At 29.1% G+C, this 16,453-nt stretch carries 15 protein-coding genes; 11 read left to right on the top strand and 4 right to left on the bottom strand.

What is annotated here, in order from left to right; translation table 11 throughout:
* Window positions 1-88: 88 nt before the first annotated feature.
* Window positions 89-2,509, top strand: a complete 2,421-nt coding sequence (locus BT151_RS07630) for an outer membrane beta-barrel protein (protein WP_072401208.1) — start codon at window positions 89-91, stop codon at window positions 2,507-2,509.
* Here BT151_RS07630 and BT151_RS07625 read toward each other — a convergent pair.
* From BT151_RS07625 to porX, 4 genes are all read right to left on the bottom strand, one after another.
* Entirely contained in the window at window positions 2,506-3,036 is a 531-nt protein-coding gene (locus BT151_RS07625) for a hypothetical protein (protein WP_072401207.1), read from the bottom strand. The two genes, BT151_RS07630 and BT151_RS07625, sit on opposite strands and share 4 nt — an antisense overlap.
* Entirely contained in the window at window positions 2,999-3,142 is a 144-nt protein-coding gene (locus BT151_RS18585; RefSeq protein WP_171946622.1) for a hypothetical protein, read from the bottom strand. Before BT151_RS18585 ends, BT151_RS07625 begins: the two co-directional genes overlap by 38 nt.
* 185 nt (window positions 3,143-3,327) lie before the next feature.
* Window positions 3,328-3,732 carry a tRNA (adenosine(37)-N6)-threonylcarbamoyltransferase complex ATPase subunit type 1 TsaE gene (gene tsaE, locus BT151_RS07620; RefSeq protein ID WP_072401206.1) on the bottom strand — a complete coding sequence of 135 codons (405 nt, stop codon included), beginning with the start codon at window positions 3,730-3,732 and terminating at the stop codon, window positions 3,328-3,330.
* A gap of 93 nt (window positions 3,733-3,825) precedes the next feature.
* The gene (gene porX, locus BT151_RS07615) at window positions 3,826-5,379 is read right to left on the bottom strand and encodes a T9SS response regulator signal transducer PorX (protein ID WP_072401205.1); all 1,554 of its coding nucleotides are present in this window, start codon (window positions 5,377-5,379) and stop codon (window positions 3,826-3,828) included.
* 40 nt (window positions 5,380-5,419) lie between these two features.
* Between porX and BT151_RS07610 the strand changes: the two genes are divergently transcribed.
* The 10 genes from BT151_RS07610 (at window position 5,420) to BT151_RS07565 (ending at window position 16,142) form a co-directional block, all read left to right on the top strand.
* Window positions 5,420-6,640: an HD domain-containing protein gene (locus tag BT151_RS07610; RefSeq protein ID WP_072401204.1), complete on the top strand. Its 1,221-nt coding sequence runs from the start codon at window positions 5,420-5,422 to the stop codon at window positions 6,638-6,640.
* 53 nt (window positions 6,641-6,693) lie between these two features.
* A complete protein-coding gene (lpxD, locus tag BT151_RS07605) occupies window positions 6,694-7,716 on the top strand; it encodes a UDP-3-O-(3-hydroxymyristoyl)glucosamine N-acyltransferase (protein WP_072401203.1) in 1,023 nt (340 codons plus the stop codon).
* Window positions 7,707-9,113, top strand: coding sequence for a bifunctional UDP-3-O-[3-hydroxymyristoyl] N-acetylglucosamine deacetylase/3-hydroxyacyl-ACP dehydratase (locus BT151_RS07600; protein ID WP_072401202.1), 1,407 nt, complete (start codon window positions 7,707-7,709; stop codon window positions 9,111-9,113). The genes lpxD and BT151_RS07600 overlap by 10 nt, the downstream gene beginning before the upstream one ends.
* Before the next feature lie 4 nt (window positions 9,114-9,117).
* Entirely contained in the window at window positions 9,118-9,903 is a 786-nt protein-coding gene (lpxA, locus tag BT151_RS07595) for an acyl-ACP--UDP-N-acetylglucosamine O-acyltransferase (protein WP_072401201.1), read from the top strand.
* A gap of 4 nt (window positions 9,904-9,907) precedes the next feature.
* Window positions 9,908-10,474, top strand: coding sequence for an elongation factor P (gene efp / locus BT151_RS07590; protein ID WP_072401200.1), 567 nt, complete (start codon window positions 9,908-9,910; stop codon window positions 10,472-10,474).
* Window positions 10,475-10,477: 3 nt separating this feature from the next.
* Window positions 10,478-11,410, top strand: coding sequence for a UDP-3-O-(3-hydroxymyristoyl)glucosamine N-acyltransferase (locus BT151_RS07585; protein WP_072401199.1), 933 nt, complete (start codon window positions 10,478-10,480; stop codon window positions 11,408-11,410).
* A gap of 111 nt (window positions 11,411-11,521) precedes the next feature.
* Window positions 11,522-12,394 carry a succinate--CoA ligase subunit alpha gene (sucD, locus tag BT151_RS07580; protein WP_072401198.1) on the top strand — a complete coding sequence of 291 codons (873 nt, stop codon included), beginning with the start codon at window positions 11,522-11,524 and terminating at the stop codon, window positions 12,392-12,394.
* A gap of 116 nt (window positions 12,395-12,510) precedes the next feature.
* Entirely contained in the window at window positions 12,511-13,257 is a 747-nt protein-coding gene (gene fabG / locus BT151_RS07575) for a 3-oxoacyl-[acyl-carrier-protein] reductase (RefSeq protein WP_072401197.1), read from the top strand.
* Between the two features lie 112 nt (window positions 13,258-13,369).
* Entirely contained in the window at window positions 13,370-15,313 is a 1,944-nt protein-coding gene (locus BT151_RS07570; RefSeq protein ID WP_245794757.1) for a vWA domain-containing protein, read from the top strand.
* 13 nt (window positions 15,314-15,326) lie between these two features.
* Window positions 15,327-16,142 (top strand): prohibitin family protein, encoded by an 816-nt coding sequence (locus BT151_RS07565; protein WP_072401195.1) that lies wholly within the window; start codon window positions 15,327-15,329, stop codon window positions 16,140-16,142.
* The last annotated feature ends 311 nt before the right edge of the window (window positions 16,143-16,453 follow it).

Raw genomic sequence — 16,453 nt, 5'->3', positions numbered from 1 at the left:
ATCATAATATAAACTAAAAAAAATAATTATTTTAGTTTTTTATAAAGTCCCAAATTAATTATTTTAAGTTTGTACTATAATATTTTGTATGATTAAACAATCAACCACCTACTTTTTATTTTTATTTTCATTAGTTAGTTTTTCTCAAGAGTACAGTATTTCTGGGAATTTAAAAGATATTGACAAGAAATCAATAGCTTTTGCCAATGTAGTTTTATTAGAACCTGAAAACGCTTCTCTTATTCAAGGAACAACAACGGATGATTCAGGTAATTTTTTATTGAAAAATATAAAGAAAGGGACTTATATTTTAAAAATTAGTTTTCTTGGATTTAATGATTATTCTTCTGAAATTGAACTTAATAAAGATTTAGATTTAAACACCATTATTCTTAAAGAAAATTTACAACAGCTTGACGGCATTACAATAGTAAGTAAGCGACCAACTATAAAGCGAATGGTTGACAGATTGGTTTTTAATGTTGAAAACTCTACTTTATCTAACAATAATGTATTAGACCTTTTAAAGCATACACCAGGAGTATTGGTTTATGATGGTTCAATTACAATTAAACAATCCACACCAACTATTTATATAAATGACAGAAAAGTACATCTTTCTACAAGTGAAGTGCAACAGTTATTAGAAGGTACATCGGCAAATAATATAAAATCTATTGAAGTTATAACAAATCCTCCAGCTAAGTATGAAGCAGAAGGAGGATCTGTTTTAAACATTATAACTAGTAAAAATATTATATCAGGTTATAATGGAAGCGTTTTTGGTAATTACAAACAAGGATCTGAATTTCCAAAATACTCTTTTGGTACGAGTCATTTTTTTAAAACAAAAAAGCTTAACACATATGTTAATTATAGCATTAGTCCTAGAAAAGATTATAGGCATAATGATGAGTTTATCAACTTTATAGATGATAATGAAATAACAACAAGTTGGGAAACAGATTTTAAAAGAGTAAGAAGGTCTGAAAACCAAAATATAAATGCAAATATTGATTATGAAATAAATGAGAATAATAATCTTGGTTTTTCTACAAACATGTTAATTTCTCCAAGAAAAGGCACTAAAACAGGTATTAATTCTCTAACACAGGTTTTTGACACTAATAAAAATTTAGATTCAACATTTCATACTACAAATATGGCTGTAGATGAAACCTTTAACTTAGCTTTCACTTTAGATTATGCTCATAAATTTAAAAAAGAAGGCGAGAAGCTTTCAGCTAGTTTACATCATACTTATTACGATTCTTCAAATTTTCAAGATGTAATTACAGGTTATTTTCTGCCAAATGATGAAGATTCATTTAGGGATAATAGATTTCAAACATTTTCTAGTCAAAATATAAAATTATATACCGGTCAAATTGATTATGAACTACCAATAAATGAATCATCTCATTTTGAATCTGGAATTAAAATTTCAAAGATTAAATCTGAAAGTATATTAAATCAGTTCACTTTCGAAAGTGATATAAAAAATGAAGATTTGCAAAATTCTGATGTTTTTTTATATGATGAAATGAACTATGCTGCTTATGCAAGTTATTCTAAAGATTGGGATAAATGGAGTTTAAAGTTAGGGTTAAGAAGTGAGTATACTAATATTAAGGGAAATTCTTTATCTACTAACCAAATTAATAATAGTGACTACTTAAAGTTTTTTCCTTCTTTCTATTTACTTAACAGAATTAATAATGAAAATGAGATTTATTTTAATTATAATAAAAGAATTTACAGACCTAGGTATGCAAAGCTAAATCCATTTAAGTACTTTTTAAATAATAACTCATATATAACAGGAGATCCAAATTTAAAACCAGAAATTGATGATAATTTTATTTTAGGATATACTTTTAACAAGGATTATACTTTTGAATTATATTATATGTTTGAGAATGATCCTACTATTCAAATTACTTATCAAAATAATAACGATAAATTGTTAAAATATGTAAATACAAATATCAACCAAAGCATTTCTTATGGTTTAGAGTTTACAACATATACATCCATTTCAAAAAATTGGAACTTATATTTATATTCATCAATTTACTACTATGAACAGCAGTTTTATGCTAAAGAAAGTAATAATGAGCTGTTGTCTAATGAAAAATGGTCAACATATTTGCAAATAATTAATTATTTTACATTTTTAAAAGATAAAAGTTTAATTGCTGATATTTCATTACTATATATTTCTCCGTTTATAACAGGACCAATAAATATAAATAGTAGTACTGGATTGGATATTAATCTTAGAAAAACATTATGGAACAATAAGGCATCATTAAGTATAGGTTTAACTGATGTTTTTAATGGAATGAACTCTACTCAAGTCACAAAGTATTTAAATCAAGATATTCTTTTAAAATCAAGATTAGAAAATAGATTGTTTGTTTTTGGATTTAATTATAAATTCGGTAATTTTAGGCTAAACAGCAATAAAAAAGAAATTGATTTAATTGAAAGAGAAAGATTAAACTAAAAATACTCTTTTATTCTTCTCCAAAAGTTTTTTGGTGTTATTTTAAATTCTTCTTCTAATTCTTCTAAAGACTTATCAACGGTATTTATTTTATTGAATATTTGAGCTCTAATCAAGTATATAGAAGGAATAATAAGAGCCATTATTGGCACCATATAAATTAATTGAAATTCGTCTATATAGTTTAAATCTTCAAAAAAGAAAGTAACTATTTGATAAGAATACATTGCTATTGGTACAAGTAACACATGATACCACCAATGTCTGCAAGTAAAAAACCATATGAGTAATAAAAGCAAAGGTATTGCTTTACTTGTTAAAATCCACATGGAATAGTTTGCGTCTTTCCAAAACGCACTATCATAAGTAAATAAAAAAGTGTTCCAGATTTTTGTATCTGGAACACTTTCATATAAATAAAATAAATATGGAGTAATAGCTATTAGAGTAGCTATTATGCTTCCACTAATTAAAGATTTGTTGAGTTTATTACCCGTGTGTTGGTACAGGTCTTGGTTTTTTCTCAATCTTTGCTGTTTGTTGTCCATCTAGGTTATATTGATTAGCAGCTTGTGCTAAAAACAACATTCCTCCGAAAATTGCAAATGCAATTAAGTACTTTTTTGTTTTCATGTTTTAAGGGATTTAATTAATTAATTACTCAAACATAATAAAAGTACATCTTGAAGGATTTGCTAAAATGTTAAAATTATGTTAAAAACAATAAAATTTTAAATTTTTGCTGTGGGTTTCCCGTAAAACTTCAAAATAAGAAGATGTTATGCTGTTTTTGTTACATTTACTGAACTGTTTAAGGGTTAATTTAGTTTTAAAATTCTATTCATATCTATATTTAATTCTAGATATATTTTGTCAAAATCACCAAATAAAATAGGCTCTATTTTTTCTGGCCATTCTATTAATTTCCAATTTTCAGAATCTAAATAATCTTCAATGCCAAAATTATATAATTCTTCTATATTATTGATTCTATATAAATCAAAATGATATATTTTTTTATCATCTAATATGTACTCGTTTACTATTGAAAAAGTTGGACTGCTAACTTCATCTAAACTACCTATTGCTTTAACTATAGTTTTTATAAGTGTTGTTTTACCAACACCCATATCACCATAAAATAATAATGTCTTCGTTTTTATATTCGCAAGAAGTTGATTTGCAACTTGATCGACTTCTTTTAAACCATAACTTATTTTCAATACAAATAATATTTATTGACAATAATAGTAAATATTTTTCAAAAATCCAATATAAAATCGCATTTCATCGATGTTTTTTAGCATTTCATAGAATTATTTTGGATTAAATACTACAAAAGGAATAATCATTTCTTCAAGTGAAACACCACCATGTTGATATGAATTTCTATAATAACTAACATAATGATTGTAATTGTTTGGATATGCAAAAAATAAGTCACTCTTAGCAAATATATAAGAACTACTCATTGTAATAGAAGGTAAGTGTAATTCTTTTGGATTTTTTGTTACTAAAACATCCTTATCTTCATAAGTTAAGCTTCTTCCCGTTTTATAACGTAAGTTTAAACTTGTATCTCTGTCTCCAATTACTTTAGAGGGGTTTTTTACATTAATGGTTCCATGATCTGTAGTTAATATTAGTTTAAATCCCATTTGTTGAGCCTGTTGTATCATCTCTAATAGAGGAGAGTTTTTAAACCAACTTAAAGCTAAAGATCTATACGCTTTATCGTTTGAAGCTAATTCTTTAACAACTTCCATTTCAGTTTTTGAATGAGAAAGCATATCAACAAAATTATATACAACAACAGTTAAATCATTATTTTTAACGGATTTAAAATTATCGGCTAGCTTTTTTCCCGCTTTTAAATTAGTTATTTTATGATATTCGTAGTTTAAGTGTGTCAAGCTTAATCGCTTCATTTGCGTGTCGAGAAAATCTGCTTCATGTAAATTCTTGCCTCCTTCATCTGTATCATTCTTCCAATATTGAGGAAACAACTTCTCCATATCACTTGGCATTAACCCAGAAAAAATCGCATTTCGAGCATATTGCGTTGCGGTGGGTAGGATACTAAAAAACGCATCCTCTTTTTCTTTTTTATAGTAATTATTAATAATGGGTTCAAAAACCTTCCATTGGTCATATCTTAAATTATCAATAACAATAAGCAATGTTGGCTGTTCTTTGCTTATTTCTGGAACAATTTTTTCTTTAAATAGTGTATGCGACATAATTGGAGAATCTGTATTTGGTTCAAACCAATCTGCATAATTTTTCTCTATAAATTTACCAAACTGAATGTTAGCTTCATTTTTTTGAGATTCTAAAATCTCAAACATCCCAACATCTTCAATGTCTTCTAATTGAATTTCCCAATAAATTAATTTTTGGTATAAAGCAACCCATTCTTCATAACTATTTACCATGGATAAATCCATCGCAATTTTTCTGAATTCTTGCTGATAATTAGAAGTTGTTTTCTCTGAAACTAATCTTGAATGATCTAAATTCTTTTTTAAACTTAAAAGAATTTGGTTAGGATTTACAGGCTTAATTAAATAATCGGCTATTTTATTACCAATAGCTTCTTCCATAATATACTCTTCTTCACTTTTAGTAATCATTACAACAGGAAGATTGTCCTTTTTTTCTTTAATTTCATTTAAAGTTTCTAGTCCTGTAAGTCCAGGCATGTTTTCATCTAAAAATACAATGTCGAAATTTTCATCATCTAAAACATCAATTGCCTCTGTACCGCTTTTACAAGTTGTAACCTTGTAGTTTTTCTTTTCTAGAAATAAAATATGAGGTTTTAATAAATCAATTTCATCATCAACCCAAAGTATTTTTATTGTATTCATATAGTTATATTTGTAAATATTTATTGTAAAAAGTTAAAGCTTGAATAAACTCAAAATATTAAACGACCCAATTTACGGATTTATTACTATTCCAAATTCGCTTATTTTCGATTTAATACAGCATAAATACTTTCAACGCTTACGCAGGATTACACAAATGGGCATGTCTTATTTAGTATATCCTGGAGCGCACCATACAAGATTTCATCACGCCATTGGTTGTGTGCATTTAATGCAGCAAGCCGTTAATGTACTTCGTTTTAAAGGGATTGCTATTTCTAAGGAAGAAGAAACGGGGTTATATGTTGCAATTTTATTACACGATATTGGTCATGGTCCATTCTCCCATGCTATGGAAAATAGTATTGTTAATAATGTTTCTCATGAGGAAATTTCGTTACTTTTTATGGAGCGTTTAAATGAAGAATTTAACGGAAATTTAACGCTTGCTATTGAAATTTTTAAGGGAAACTATAACAGGAATTTTATGTGTCAGCTTATTTCTGGTCAAATAGATATGGATAGAGCCGATTATTTAAAGCGAGATAGTTTTTATACCGGGGTTGCAGAAGGAAATATAAATAGTGAGCGTTTAATAACTATGCTTAATGTTATAGATGATAATTTAGTTGTTGAAGAAAAAGGCATTTACAGCGTTGAAAAGTTTATTATTGCTAGACGCCTTATGTATTGGCAAGTTTATTTACATAAAACAAGTTTAGTTGCAGAGCAATTATTAATAAGAGTTTTAAAAAGAGCTAAAGAATTAAATGATTTAGGAGTAAATTTATATGCAAGTGATGCTGTTTTATTCTTTTTGAAGAATAAAATTACAATTGAAAATTTCAACAATGAAACTTTAGAGGTTTTTTCTCAATTAGATGATTACGATATTGTGTCTGCCATGAAACATTGGCAACATCATAATGATTTTGTGCTTAGTAATTTAAGTGATATGATCATAAATAGAGACTTGTTAAAAATTAAAATTAAGAACAAAGTAATTAACACGAGTAGTTTAAAAAAACAAACTGTTTCATTGATGAATAAATATCAAATTTCTGAAAAAGAAGCGCAGTATTTTGTGTTTACAGGAAGTATTTCAAATCAAGCTTATCAATTAAATACCAAGCAAATAAACATATTACATAAATCCGGAAAAATTCAAGATATAGTAAAAGCATCAGATCAACTAAATCTTAAAGCATTATCAAAACCTGTTACTAAATATTATATATGTTATCCTAAAGACAAAGTTTAGTACATTTTTCCTATTTTTGCGTCAATCAAATAAAAAAATCAAACTTTTAAAGTGTGAAATTTACAGCACAACAAATAGCAGGAATTTTAGAAGGCGATGTAGTTGGGAATCCTGATATTGAAGTATCGAAATTATCTAAAATTGAAGAAGGCTTTGAAGGTTCTTTAACTTTTTTGGCAAACCCTAAATATACACCTCATATATATTCAACAAATGCCTCAGTTACTATAGTAAACAAAACATTTGTACCTGAAAATAAAATAAAAACCACTTTAATAAAGGTTGAAGACGCTTATTTAGCATTTTCAAAAATACTAGAATATTATAATTCTGTAAAGCTTCAAAAAGTAGGAGTAGAGCAACCCTCTTTTATTTCAGATTCATCAAAACAAGGAAATGATGTCTATATAGGAGCATTTAGTTACATTGGCGAGAATGTTGTAATGGGTGATAATGTTAAGGTTTTTCCTAACGCTTACATTGGTGATAATGTTATATTAGGTGATAATACAATTATTTTTTCTGGTGCTAAAATTTATTCTGAGACCATTATTGGTGAAAATTGTGTTATAAATTCTGGAGTTATAATAGGAGCTGATGGTTTTGGTTTTGCACCGAATGAAGATGGTGGATATAGTAAAATACCACAGATAGGCAATGTTATTATTGAAGATTTTGTTGATATTGGTGCTGCAACAACTATAGATAGAGCTACATTAGGTTCTACAATAATAAGAGCTGGTGTTAAGTTAGATAATCAAATTCAAATAGCACATAATGTAGAAATTGGCAAAAACACTGTAATTGCGGCGCAATCTGGTATTGCAGGATCAACTAAAATTGGTGAAAATTGCCAGATAGGTGGGCAAGTTGGTATAGCAGGACATATTACTATTGGTAATAATGTTAGAATACAGGCGCAATCTGGTATTGCAAGAAATGTAAAAGATAATGAGATTCTTCAAGGGTCTCCAGCAATAAATCTAAGCGATTATAATAAGGCGTATGTTCATTTTAAAAACTTACCCAAGATTGTTAAAAATATAAATGATTTAGAAAAAAATAAATGGGAATAGTTAATACTGAAACAAAACAAAAAACCATTAAAGATGCAATTTCTTTAACAGGTGTTGGTCTTCATACAGGTAAAGATGTTACATTAACCTTCAAACAAGCTCCTGCAAATTTTGGTCTCGCTTTTAAACGTATCGATTTAGAAGGAGAACCCGTTATAGAAGCCGATGCTAATTATGTAACAAATACGCAACGTGGTACTTGTTTAGAGAAAAATGGAGTTTCAATACAAACATCAGAGCATGTACTTGCTGCATTTGTAGGATTAGATGTAGATAATGCTATTATAGAGCTTAATTCGTCAGAGCCACCAATAATGGATGGGTCTTCTAAGTTTTTTGTTGAAGCTATTGAAAAAGCTGGAATTATAGAACTTGATGCTTGTAGAGAAGAGTTTGTAATTACAGATATTGTTTCTTATACCGATGAAGAATCTGGAAGCGAAATTCTTGTAATGCCTGCAAAAGAATATCAAATAACTACTATGGTAGACTTTGGTACTAAGGTTTTAGGAACTCAAAATGCAACATTAAATCAAATTTCAGATTTCAAAAAAGATATTTCAAATTCACGAACATTTAGTTTTCTACATGAAATTGAAATGCTTTTAGAACATGGTTTAATAAAAGGAGGCGATTTAAATAATGCTATCGTTTATGTTGATAAAGCATTATCTCCAGAAACTATGGAGAAATTAAAGGTCGCTTTTAATAAAGAAAGTATAGCAGTGAAACCAAACGGTATTTTAGATAATTTAACATTACATTATCCAAATGAAGCAGCAAGACATAAATTGTTAGATGTTTTAGGAGATTTAGCATTGGTTGGAACAAGAATTCGCGGAAAAGTTATAGCTAATAAGCCAGGGCATTTTATAAATACTCAGTTTGCAAAAAAACTATCTAAACTTATAAAAAACGAAAGACGCAATAATGTTCCAAATATAGATTTGAATCAACAGCCTTTAATGGATGTGACTCAAATTATGGCTATGCTTCCTCACAGGCAACCTTTCTTATTAATAGATAAAGTATTTGAACTTACAGATAATCATGTTATAGCACAAAAAAATGTGACTATGAATGAAGAGTTTTTTAAAGGGCACTTTCCTGGAGCTCCTGTAATGCCAGGAGTGTTAATTGTAGAAGCTATGGCGCAAACTGGTGGTGTTTTAGTTTTAAACACAGTACCAGATCCTGAGAATTACCTAACATTTTTCATGAAAATGGATAACGTTAAATTCAAACAAAAAGTAGTGCCAGGAGATACATTAATTTTTAAATGCTCATTAATTACACCTATTCGTCGCGGTATATGTCACATGCAAGGTTATGCTTATGCAAACGGAAAACTTTGTGCAGAAGCTGAACTAATGGCCCAAATTACTAAAGTAAAATAAACACATGAACCAACCACTAGCATATGTGCACCCGGGTGCAAAAATCGCAAAAAATGTAGTTATTGAACCATTTGCAACCATACATAACAATGTTATTATTGGTGAAGGTACTTGGATTGGTAGCAACGTTACCATTATGGAAGGTGCCAGAATAGGTAAAAATTGTAATATTTTCCCAGGTTCTGTGATTTCAGCAGTTCCTCAAGATTTAAAATATAATGATGAAGATACTACTGTTGAAATTGGTAATAACGTTACTATAAGAGAATGTGTTACTATAAATAGAGGTACAATAGATAAAATGAAAACTGTTGTTGGAGATAATTGTTTAATAATGGCATATTGCCATATTGCTCACGATTGTATTGTTGGTAACAACTGTATTTTTTCAAATAATAGTACACTTGCAGGACATATTACTATTGGTGATTATGTTGTTTTAGCTGGTATGACAGCTGTTCATCAGTTTGTTTCAATAGGAAACCATGCATTTGTAACTGGAGGTTCTCTAGTTAGAAAAGATGTGCCTCCTTTTGTAAAAGCTGCAAGAGAACCATTATCTTATGTTGGAATAAACTCTGTTGGACTTAGAAGAAGAGGTTATACAACCGAAAAAATAAGAGAAATTCAGAATATTTTCAGAATTCTTTATCAAAAAAACTACAATAATACTCAAGCTTCAGAAATTATAGAAGCAGAAATGGAAGCAACTCCAGAACGTGATGAAATTCTTCAGTTTATTAAAAATTCACATCGCGGAATTATGAAAGGATATTTTAAATCAAATTAATTATATGGCAACGACAAGTGATATTAGAAACGGGTTATGTATTCGTTACAACAATGATATTTACAAAATAATAGAATTTTTACACGTAAAACCTGGTAAAGGTCCTGCATTTGTAAGAACAAAAATGAAAAGTGTTACTAGTGGAAAAGTATTAGATAATACATTTTCAGCAGGACATAAATTAGAAGATGTTCGTGTTGAAACACATAAATTTCAGTACTTATATAATGATGGTGAGTTTTATCATTTTATGAATGAAGCAGATTACACTCAAATTCGCTTACTTGAAGCTGCATTAGATAATCCAGGTTTAATGAAAGAGGGTGAAGTAGTAACTGTTTTAATTAATACAGAGGATAATATGCCTTTATCTGTAGATTTACCTGCTAGTGTTATTCTAGAAGTTACACATACAGAGCCTGGTGTTAAAGGAAATACAGCTACTAATGCGACTAAACCAGCTACTGTTGAAACTGGAGCAGAAGTTAATGTGCCTTTATTCATAAACGAAGGTGATAAAATTAAAGTAGAGACAGAAAAAGGGACTTACAAAGAACGTGTTAAAGAATAGCTTTTGAAGTTTCCTAAACCATATACCTTAAAACAAATAGCAGATTTAATTGATTCTAAATTTGTTGGAGAAGATAATTTTTTAGTTTTAGGGATGAACGAAATCCACGTAGTTGAGTCTGGAGATATCGTTTTTGTAGATCATCCTAAATATTATGATAAAGCTTTAAACTCAGCAGCTACAATCATTTTAATTAATAAAGAAGTAGATTGTCCAGAAGGCAAGGCTTTACTAATTAGTGATGATCCTTTTAGAGATTTCAATAAACTTACAAGTCATTTTAAACCTTTTCAAGCATCGAGCGCTTCAATTGCTTCATCTGCAAAAATCGGAAATAACACCATTATTCAGCCTAATTGTTTTATTGGAAATAATGTAGTTATTGGTAATGATTGTATTATCCACTCAAATGTTAGTATATACGATGATGCTGTTATAGGTAACAATGTAACTATTCATGCAGGAACTGTTTTAGGTGCTAATGCTTTTTATTATAAAAATAGAGCAGAGGGTTATGATAGATTAAAATCTTGTGGACGTGTTGTTATTGAAGACAATGTAGATATTGGTGCTAGTTGTACTATAGATAGAGGTGTAACTGGAGATACTATAATTGGTAAAGGTTCAAAATTAGATAATCAAATTCAAATAGGTCACGATACAGTAATAGGTAAAAAATGTTTAATAGCATCTCAAGCAGGAATTGCAGGCTGTGTTGTTATTGAAGATGAAGTTACCATTTGGGGACAAGTAGGAATGACAAGTGGAATAACCATTGGTAAAAAAGCAGTTATTCATGCTCAGTCAGGTATTAGTAAATCTCTAGAAGGGAATAAGACCTATTGGGGAACTCCTGCACAAGAAGCCAGAGCAGAGATGAAGGAAATGGCGAATATTAAAAGAATTCCAGAAATATTAGAAAAATTAAAGGGTTAGAATAAAATCAGGGCTTATAATTTATGAAAATAAAAGTCTAGTTTTGCTTTAGAATTTTAATTCAAAAAATTACATTTGCTTTATATAATAAATAACGAAAAATAATCACTTATGAGTGTTTTAGTAAATAAAGATTCAAAAATTATAGTTCAAGGATTTACAGGTAGTGAAGGTACATTTCACGCTAGCCAAATGATTGAGTATGGCACCAATGTAGTTGGTGGTGTAACACCAGGAAAAGGTGGTCAAACCCATTTAGATAGACCTGTATTTAACACTGTTTTAGATGCTGTTAATGAAGTTGGAGCAGATACAACTATTATTTTTGTACCACCAGCTTTTGCAGCTGATGCTATTATGGAAGCTGCTGATGCAGGTATTAAAGTGATTATTACAATTACAGAAGGTATTCCTGTAGCAGATATGATTACTGCTTCGAGTTATATCAAGAATAAAGATTGTAGATTAATAGGACCTAATTGCCCAGGAGTTATTACTCCAGGTGAAGCAAAAGTTGGTATTATGCCTGGTTTTGTTTTCAAAAAAGGAACAGTTGGTATTGTTTCAAAATCTGGAACATTAACTTATGAAGCTGCAGATCAAGTTGTAAAACAAGGATTAGGAATTACTACAGCTATTGGTATTGGTGGTGATCCAATTATTGGAACAACAACAAAAGAAGCTGTTGAGTTATTAATTAACGATCCAGAAACGGAAGCTGTTGTTATGATTGGTGAAATAGGAGGACAATTAGAAGCTGATGCTGCAAATTGGTATAAAGCAAGTGGTAGTAAAAAGCCTGTAGTAGGATTTATTGCTGGTGAAACTGCACCTGCAGGACGTACAATGGGACACGCTGGAGCAATTGTTGGAGGTAGTGATGATACAGCGCAAGCCAAAAAGGAAATCATGAGAGCTTGTGGAATTCATGTTGTTGATTCTCCAGCTGAAATTGGTAAAAAAATAGCTGAGGTTTTAGCTTAAAATATACATTTCAAATTCTAAAACCTTACAATTCTTGTGAGGTTTTTTTATTTGAAGTTATTGTATTTCTTATATTTGAATATATCAAGATTAATAATAAACTAACTGAACAATAAATGAAATTATTAGAAGGTAAAACAGCCATAGTTACAGGTGCAAGCCGTGGAATAGGTAAAGGTATTGCTCAAATATTTGCACAACAAGGAGCAAATGTTGCATTTACTTATAGTACTTCTGTTGAAGCTGCAAATGAATTAGAAAAAGAATTGAATGCTTTAGGTGTTAAGGCAAAAGGATATAAAAGTAATGCTGCAAGTTTTGATGAAGCTCAAAAATTAGCTGATGATGTTGTAACTGAATTTGGAAGTATTGATATTTTAGTTAATAACGCAGGAATTACAAAAGATAATTTGCTAATGCGTATTTCCGAAGAAGATTTTGATACTGTTATTGAAGTCAATTTAAAGTCGGTTTTCAATATGACTAAAGCGGTACAGCGTACTATGTTAAAACAACGTAAAGGTTCAATTATCAATATGAGTTCTGTAGTTGGCGTAAAAGGTAATGCAGGACAGACTAATTATGCTGCTTCTAAAGCAGGAATTATAGGCTTTTCAAAATCTGTTGCATTAGAGTTAGGCTCAAGAAATATTAGAAGTAATGTGGTTGCACCTGGTTTTATTGAAACAGAAATGACTGCTAAACTTGATGAAGAAGTTGTAAAAGGTTGGCGTGCTGCGATTCCTTTAAAAAGAGGAGGTACTCCTGAAGATATTGCAAATGTTTGTGTGTTTTTAGCAAGTGACATGAGTGCCTATGTAACAGGACAAACACTTAATGTTGATGGCGGAATGCTAACCTAAAATTTAATAATTAAATTAAAAATTGCAAACAGAAACTCTATTATATATTATACTTGCTGGAATTGTAGCGCTTTTATTTGCACTTTTTCAGTACTATAAAAAAGAAAAAAGCATGTCTAAATTAAACATGCTTTTTTCTTTTTTAAGGTTTATTAGTGTGTTTTCGGTTTTATTATTATTAATTAATCCTCGCTTTGAAAAAATAAGTTTATCTGTTGAAAAACCAAATTTAGTTATAGCTGTAGATAATTCAAGTTCGATAAAACATCTTAAACAAGATAAGAAAACTACTGAATTCATTCAAAAACTTTCTAATAACAACGATTTAAAAAATAAGTTTAATTTAGAATTTTACACGTTTGGAGAATCTCTAAAAGCCTTAGATTCTTTAACATTTATAGAGAAACAAACGAATATTTATTCCGCTTTTAGTCAGCTTACTCAAGTCTTTAAACAAACAACATCTCCAACACTTTTAATAACAGATGGAAACCAAACTTATGGAAATGATTATCAGTTTATTACAAGCACATACAATCAACCTATCTATCCAATAGTTTTAGGAGATACAATCACGCATACCGATTTAAAAATTGAACAGTTAAATGTTAATAAGTATGCTTATTTAAAGAATAAATTTCCCGTTGAAGCTATTTTAGTTTATAATGGAAGTGATAATATAAACACAAATTTTGTTGTTACTAAAGGAAATACAACTGTTTATTCGAAGGCTGTAAATTTTACAAAAAGTATCAACTCGAAGGTTATTAACTTTACATTGCCAGCAAACTCAATAGGTGTTAGCAATTTTAAAGCGACACTTATGCCTTTGGAAAATGAAAAAAACACAATAAATAATTCTAAAAATTTTGCTGTTGAAGTTATAAATCAGAAAACAAAAATTGCTATTGTTAGTAATTTTGCTCATCCAGACTTAGGTGCTTTAAAGAAAGGTATTGAAAGTAATGAGCAACGCTCAGTGTTTTTCTTGAATCCAAAAGAATCTATTAATCAAATAAATGATTTTCAATTATTTGTGTTGTATCAGCCAAATGATTCATTTAAGAGTTTGTTCAAGATTTTGGAAGAGCAAAACAGAAATAAATTTGTTGTAATTGGTGCAAAAACAGATTTATATTTTATAAATAGCCTTAATACAAGCTATGATTTTGAGATAACAAATCAAACAGAAAACTATCAAGCAGAATTAAACATAAATTATTCTCCTTTTTTAATTGATGATATAAACTTTGAATCCTTTCCTCCTTTAGAATCAAATTATGGTTCAGTAATTTTTTCAGTTCCTTTTCAAACTATTTTAAATAAAACTATAAACAGAATTTCAACAAACGAGCCTTTATTAGCAACGTTTGAAAAAAATAGGAATAGAGAAGCTGTTTTATTTGGTGAAAATATATGGAAATGGCGGGCTCAAAGCTTTATAAATTCAAAATCTTTTAATGAGTTTGATAATTTTATTGGAAAATTGATTCAATATTTAGCTTCAAACAAACAGAAAAGCAGATTGAATATTGATTATGAATCATTTTATAATGGCAGTAGTAATATTGTAATTAAAGCTGAGTTTTTAGATAAGAACTATGTTTTTGATACGCGAGAAACTCTTAATATCACTGTGGTTGATAATATTTCTAAAGAACAGAAAACGTTTCCATTAATTTTGAAAAATAATAACTATCAAGTCGATTTAAGTAGTTTGCCACCTTCAGAATATAGTTTTATCATAAAAGCAACTAACGAAAACCTTTCAAAATCTGGTAGTTTTCAAATTTTAGAATATAATGTGGAGCAACAATTTTTGAGTGCTAATGTAACAAAGTTGCAAAAACTAGCTACTAATAGCCAAGGAGATACTTATTTTATTGATCATACAGATGAGTTAGTAAACACCCTATTAAATGATAATAGGTATACACCAATTCAAAAAAGCAGTAAAAATACCATACCTTTGATAGATTGGAAATACCTACTCGCTATTATAGCTTTAAGCTTAGGAATTGAGTGGTTTTTAAGAAAATATAACGGATTAATTTAAACTAAATATAGAAATGGAAAAATTACCAAAAGTCGCATTACCAATTATAATAGTAGCTATCATACTTGTTGTTGTATTAGCAAAATCGGCAGTTACAATAGGATCTGGTGAAGCGGGAGTACTTTACAAAACATTTGATAATGGTGTTGTTACAGATGCACCTCCTTTAGGGGAAGGATTTCATGTTGTAGCACCTTGGAATAAAGTGATTGTTTATGAAGTGCGTCAACAAGAACTTTTTGAAAAAATGAGAGTGTTATCATCAAATGGGTTAGAAATTCAAATAGACGCTTCAGTATGGTATCAACCTGTTTATAAAGATTTAGGAAATTTACATCAATCGCTAGGAGAAGGTTATTTACAACGTGTTATTCAGCCAGCTATTAGAAGTGCTGCACGTAGTGTTGTTGGTCGTTACACACCAGAACAATTATATTCTAGTAAACGTGATGCCATTCAAGATGAGATTTTTGTAGAAACAAAAAAAATTCTTGAGAAACAATATGTTCAATTAAATGAAATATTAGTTAGAGATGTAACCTTACCTAATACGATTAAAGATGCTATTGAACGTAAATTAAAACAAGAGCAAGAATCTTTAGAATATGAATTTAGATTAGTTACAGCTGCTAAAGAAGCTGAAAAAGTAATTATTGAGGCTCAAGGTAAAGCAGAGTCAAACAGAATTTTAAGTGCTTCTTTAACTGATAAAATTTTACAAGATAAGGGGATAGATGCCACAATGAAACTAGCAGAATCACCAAACAGTAAAGTGGTTGTTATTGGCTCTGGTGATAGTGGATTACCAATTATTCTTGGAAATCAATAATATTCAGAATTAAATAATTCAGCTAATTATTAATTCTTTTGAATTTTAAACAATTAATTGAACTAAAAGTATATTATATTTAATAGTTATAATAAATGTAATTTAATTTGGAATAATAAATATAAATTTTAGATATTTGTATAAACAAAACAAAAACATGAGTATTATTCAATTTCATCATCATTTTCATATTTGCTCTCAAGCGAAGTGAAAATGTATTGAATAAATTCAACATATATTTTTAAACCCGTTTGAGATAATCAAGCGGGTTTTTTAATTTAATTCCAGCAAGATTGTTTCAAACTCATAAA

Origin of the sequence: Flaviramulus basaltis (assembly GCF_900114265.1) — a bacterium.
GTDB classification, from domain to species: domain Bacteria; phylum Bacteroidota; class Bacteroidia; order Flavobacteriales; family Flavobacteriaceae; genus Flaviramulus; species Flaviramulus basaltis.
This window is presented reverse-complemented; position numbering and strand designations above follow the sequence as displayed.

Excerpts from the sequence above, each read along its gene's own strand:
- BT151_RS07630 (WP_072401208.1), top strand. The coding sequence starts at position 89 with ATGATTAAACAATCAACCACCTACTTTTTATTTTTATTTTCATTAGTT.
- BT151_RS18585 (WP_171946622.1), bottom strand. The coding sequence starts at position 3,142 with ATGAAAACAAAAAAGTACTTAATTGCATTTGCAATTTTCGGAGGAATG.
- porX (WP_072401205.1), bottom strand. The coding sequence starts at position 5,379 with ATGAATACAATAAAAATACTTTGGGTTGATGATGAAATTGATTTATTA.
- BT151_RS07600 (WP_072401202.1), top strand. The coding sequence starts at position 7,707 with ATGGGAATAGTTAATACTGAAACAAAACAAAAAACCATTAAAGATGCA.
- lpxA (WP_072401201.1), top strand. The coding sequence starts at position 9,118 with ATGAACCAACCACTAGCATATGTGCACCCGGGTGCAAAAATCGCAAAA.
- efp (WP_072401200.1), top strand. The coding sequence starts at position 9,908 with ATGGCAACGACAAGTGATATTAGAAACGGGTTATGTATTCGTTACAAC.
- sucD (WP_072401198.1), top strand. The coding sequence starts at position 11,522 with ATGAGTGTTTTAGTAAATAAAGATTCAAAAATTATAGTTCAAGGATTT.
- fabG (WP_072401197.1), top strand. The coding sequence starts at position 12,511 with ATGAAATTATTAGAAGGTAAAACAGCCATAGTTACAGGTGCAAGCCGT.
- BT151_RS07570 (WP_245794757.1), top strand. The coding sequence starts at position 13,370 with ATGTCTAAATTAAACATGCTTTTTTCTTTTTTAAGGTTTATTAGTGTG.
- BT151_RS07565 (WP_072401195.1), top strand. The coding sequence starts at position 15,327 with ATGGAAAAATTACCAAAAGTCGCATTACCAATTATAATAGTAGCTATC.